2 protein-coding genes and 2 pseudogenes are annotated in these 3,400 nt (G+C 66.5%); all 4 read right to left on the bottom strand.

Going from position 1 to position 3,400, the window contains the following annotated elements; all coding sequences use genetic code 11:
- Positions 1-471, bottom strand: a pseudogene (locus tag P7D22_RS22665) (YbgF trimerization domain-containing protein); the annotation flags it as partial.
- 69 nt (positions 472-540) lie between these two features.
- Entirely contained in the window at positions 541-1,071 is a 531-nt protein-coding gene (gene pal / locus P7D22_RS22660) for a peptidoglycan-associated lipoprotein Pal (protein ID WP_319936513.1), read from the bottom strand.
- Between the two features lie 339 nt (positions 1,072-1,410).
- Complete coding sequence (tolB, locus tag P7D22_RS22655; protein WP_319936512.1) at positions 1,411-2,727, bottom strand: Tol-Pal system beta propeller repeat protein TolB; 1,317 nt, start codon at positions 2,725-2,727, stop codon at positions 1,411-1,413.
- Between the two features lie 58 nt (positions 2,728-2,785).
- Positions 2,786-3,400, bottom strand: a pseudogene (locus tag P7D22_RS22650) (cell envelope biogenesis protein TolA); the annotation flags it as partial.

Raw genomic sequence — 3,400 nt, 5'->3', positions numbered from 1 at the left:
GGCCGCAGGGTCGAAGGCGTCGCCGCTGCGGCGCAGTTTCGGGGCCGCGTCAGGGGGCACCACCACGCCGGTTGCGGACGGCACGCCGACCGGCGCTGGGTCGGCGTCGGACCTCCGGGCGGGCTTGGCCGGCGCACCGCCGGCGCGGTTCAGGTCCTGAAAGCGGAAGTCGACGTCTTCCTGCATCTTGCGGAGGTCGTCGGTGAGCTTGCGGTTCTGGAACTGCAATTCCTCGATCTGCCCGGTCAGTTGGCGGATCGTGTTCTCCATCCGATCGACCCGCACCGTCATGGCGGCCACACCGGCGCCCTGGCTTTGTGGGGCCTGCTGATCGGCCGACGGTTGGTCGTCGTCCGCCTGGGCGAGGATCAGGGGTGCGGTGTGCGGTCGAACGTCACCCGCGAAGGCGCCCGTTGTCAGCACCACCCCCCAGCTGATGGCGCCCAGGATGGGGGAAAGCGGGGAACGCATGGGACCGACCCAAGTCGAGAGGAACACGCGGCCCTAAGACCGCGTGTTTCCGGCCAAATTGTGATGCGGTCAGGATTGCCCGCCCTTGAGCACCGTGACGGCGCGGCGGTTCTGCGACCAGCACGAGATGTCGTTGCAGGTCGCAACCGGTCGCTCCTTGCCGTAGGAGATCGTCCGCATGCGCGAGGCCGGAATGCCCTTGGCGACGAGGTATTCCTTCACCGACTCGGCTCGGCGAGCCCCGAGGGCGAAGTTGTACTCGCGCGTGCCGCGCTCGTCGGCGTGACCTTCGACCGTGAACGCATAAGTGCCGTAGCGCGACAGCCACTGGGCCTGCTTGTCGAGCGTCGCCTGCGCGGTCTGATTAAGGGTGGTTTGATCGGATTCGAAGAACACCCGGTCGCCGACGTTGACGGCGAAATCCTGGACGCTGCCGGGCGACGCGAGGCCAGCCCCGCTGGCGCCCGAGCCATAGCCGCCGTTGGCCCCGAAGCCGCCGCCACCGAGCGCCGCGTCCTCCATGCCGTTCTTGGAGGCGCAAGCCGTGAGCGCCAAGCCTGCCGAAAGCAGGGCTGCGAGCTTCACCGCACGCAAAGACATGAAAGGATGCATCGCAAATCTACCCCGTCCAACGGCGACCGATCAGAAGCCATGACATAACCTGCGGATGGTTAAGCGAAGGTTCTATCAACCGTATCGCGCCCGCAAAGAACCGATCGAACGTCGCGTGGCAGGCCACGTTGTGCCGCCGGATTGATGGCCTGAGTGGGGCATAAGCGTTGTATCCGAGCCACGCTGGCACGGGATCGTAACAGGCTAAGCTGCTGCGCGCATGCACCACGTTTGCGGCAGGCCGGAGCGGTCCGCGTCTGCGGGAAAATGGCGTCCAGGCTCGCCCTGGAGGGGCCAGGGCGAGCGACTGCCGATCCCGCCGCGATGTCAACCCTGCAACGGACCCCAGTTCGGGTCTGACGCAAAGGACGGCGTCGGCACCAGAAACTCGCCACGACCGAACACGTCGACCATGTAGATCTTCGATCCGGCGCTGCCGCCGGGATCGCGGAAGAACATCACGTAAAGCCCGTTTGGCGCCCAGGTCGGTCCCTCGTTGTGGAAGCCTTCTGTCAGGATGCGCTCGCCCGACCCGTCGGGCTTCATCACGCCGATGGCGAAGCCCGAGGATTTCTGCCGCGTGAAGGCGATGAGGTCGCCCTTGGGCGACCAGACCGGCGTCGAATAACGCCCCTCGCCGAAAGAAATGCGTTTGGCGCCACCGCCCGAGGCCGGCATGACGTAGATCTGCTGGGTGCCGCCCCGGTCGCTTTCGAACACGATCTGTCCGCCGTCCGGCGAATAACAGGGCGAGGTGTCGATCGCGGCCGTGTTGGTCAACTGGTGCTGAGCCTTGCTGCCGATGTCGAGGCTGTAAAGGTCCGAATTCGCCCCCTGGCTCAACGACATGATGACGTCCTGCCCGTTGGGAGAGAAGCGTGGCGCAAAGGTCATGCCGGGGAAGTCTCCGACGCTCGAGCGCTGCCCCGATTCGAAGTTGAGCAGGAACACCTTCGGCTCGTCCTGGCCGAACGACATATAGGCCACCTCCTGGCCCGACGGGGAGAAGCGCGGTGTCACCACCAGGTCCTCGCCGCGCGTCAGATATTTCACGTTGAAGCCGTCCTGATCCATGATGGCCAGGCGCTTCTTGCGTTTCTCCGCGCTGCCGGTCTCGTCCACGAAGACGACGCGGCTATCGAAGAAGCCCTTCTCACCCGTCACCCGCGTGAAGACCGCGTCGGCCACGATATGGGCGACGCGCCGGGAATTCGCGGCATCGGTCGCATATTGCTGGCCCGCCACCTGGGACCCGGACGACAGATCCCACAGCCGGAACGCTGTGTTAAGGCTGCCGCCGCTGCGGCTGGTGCGGCCCGTCAGCACGAATTGCGCCGTTGTGGCCTTCCAGGCCGCCAGGTTCGGCGCGTCGGGGTCGGTCACCGGTTCGGGGAAGCTCGAAGCATCCACCGGCTGGATAAAGGTGCAGCGCTTGAAATCGTTGGCGATGATGCCCGACAGCTTGGCGCCCTGGTCGGCATCGCCCCCGAAGTTGGTCACCGCCACCGTCACGGGTCGGAACGCGCCGCCAGGGCGGATATCCAGGAACCGATCCTGCGCGACCGCGGAACGGCCCATGAGGGCGGCGCCGGCAGTCGCCGAGAATGCGGCGAGGGTGGCGCGTCGGGAAAGGAGGGGCTGCATCAATCAGTCCTTGAGGGCGCGACGAGGCGGAAATCGGACACGGCATGGACCTGGAAGGTTAACCGGCCATTTCCTGCGGGTCGAAGCGCAGAACGCGACCTTTCCACTCGTCATAATAAGGGGCGTATTGGGACGGGATGCGCAGCGGATTGCAGCGGCGAACCGCCCGCAGCGCGCTTTCCGCGAGGTTCCGCAAGGCCGGGTCGCTCGGCGGGTTGACCAGCACCGGGTCGCTCGAAAGGCCGCCGCTCTCGTCATAGGTGACGCGGATCTGCGGCACATATTTCTGCCCCGGGTTGAGGCCGAGATAGCTCCAGCACTGCCGGTATTGGTCTTCCATCAGGCCGTCGAGCTGGCCCCAGAGCGAAGGCGCCATCTTGTCCGCATGGGCCGTGGCCGAGCCGAGTGACGCCACCTTGGAAGGCTCGCGACCGGTCGCGGCCTTCTGGGCCGGCGCGTCGTGGCTGAGCAGGCGCGAAATGTCGGTCAGGTCGAAATTATGCGATTGCGCGTCGGTTTGCTCGGGCGGCGCGGCGGGCTGGGGCGGCGCCGGTTGGCGGGCCGCCTTGGCGGCCTTGGGGGTCGGCTTCGGGCTTGGCTGATCGGTCGGCTCCTGGTCGAGCAGCTTCGCGAGCTGGTCCGGCTTCGGCACGACCTTGGGCGGCCGCGGCAC

The sequence above is a fragment of the Lichenihabitans sp. Uapishka_5 genome, assembly GCF_033947565.1.
Classification (GTDB): domain Bacteria; phylum Pseudomonadota; class Alphaproteobacteria; order Rhizobiales; family Beijerinckiaceae; genus Lichenihabitans.
Note: the sequence above shows the minus strand (reverse complement) of the source record. Positions and strands in the feature narration are given on the sequence as shown.

What these genes read in the sequence shown, in the direction of transcription:
- pal (WP_319936513.1), bottom strand. Translation starts at nt 1,071, where the DNA reads ATGTCTTTGCGTGCGGTGAAGCTCGCAGCCCTGCTTTCGGCAGGCTTG.
- tolB (WP_319936512.1), bottom strand. Translation starts at nt 2,727, where the DNA reads ATGCAGCCCCTCCTTTCCCGACGCGCCACCCTCGCCGCATTCTCGGCG.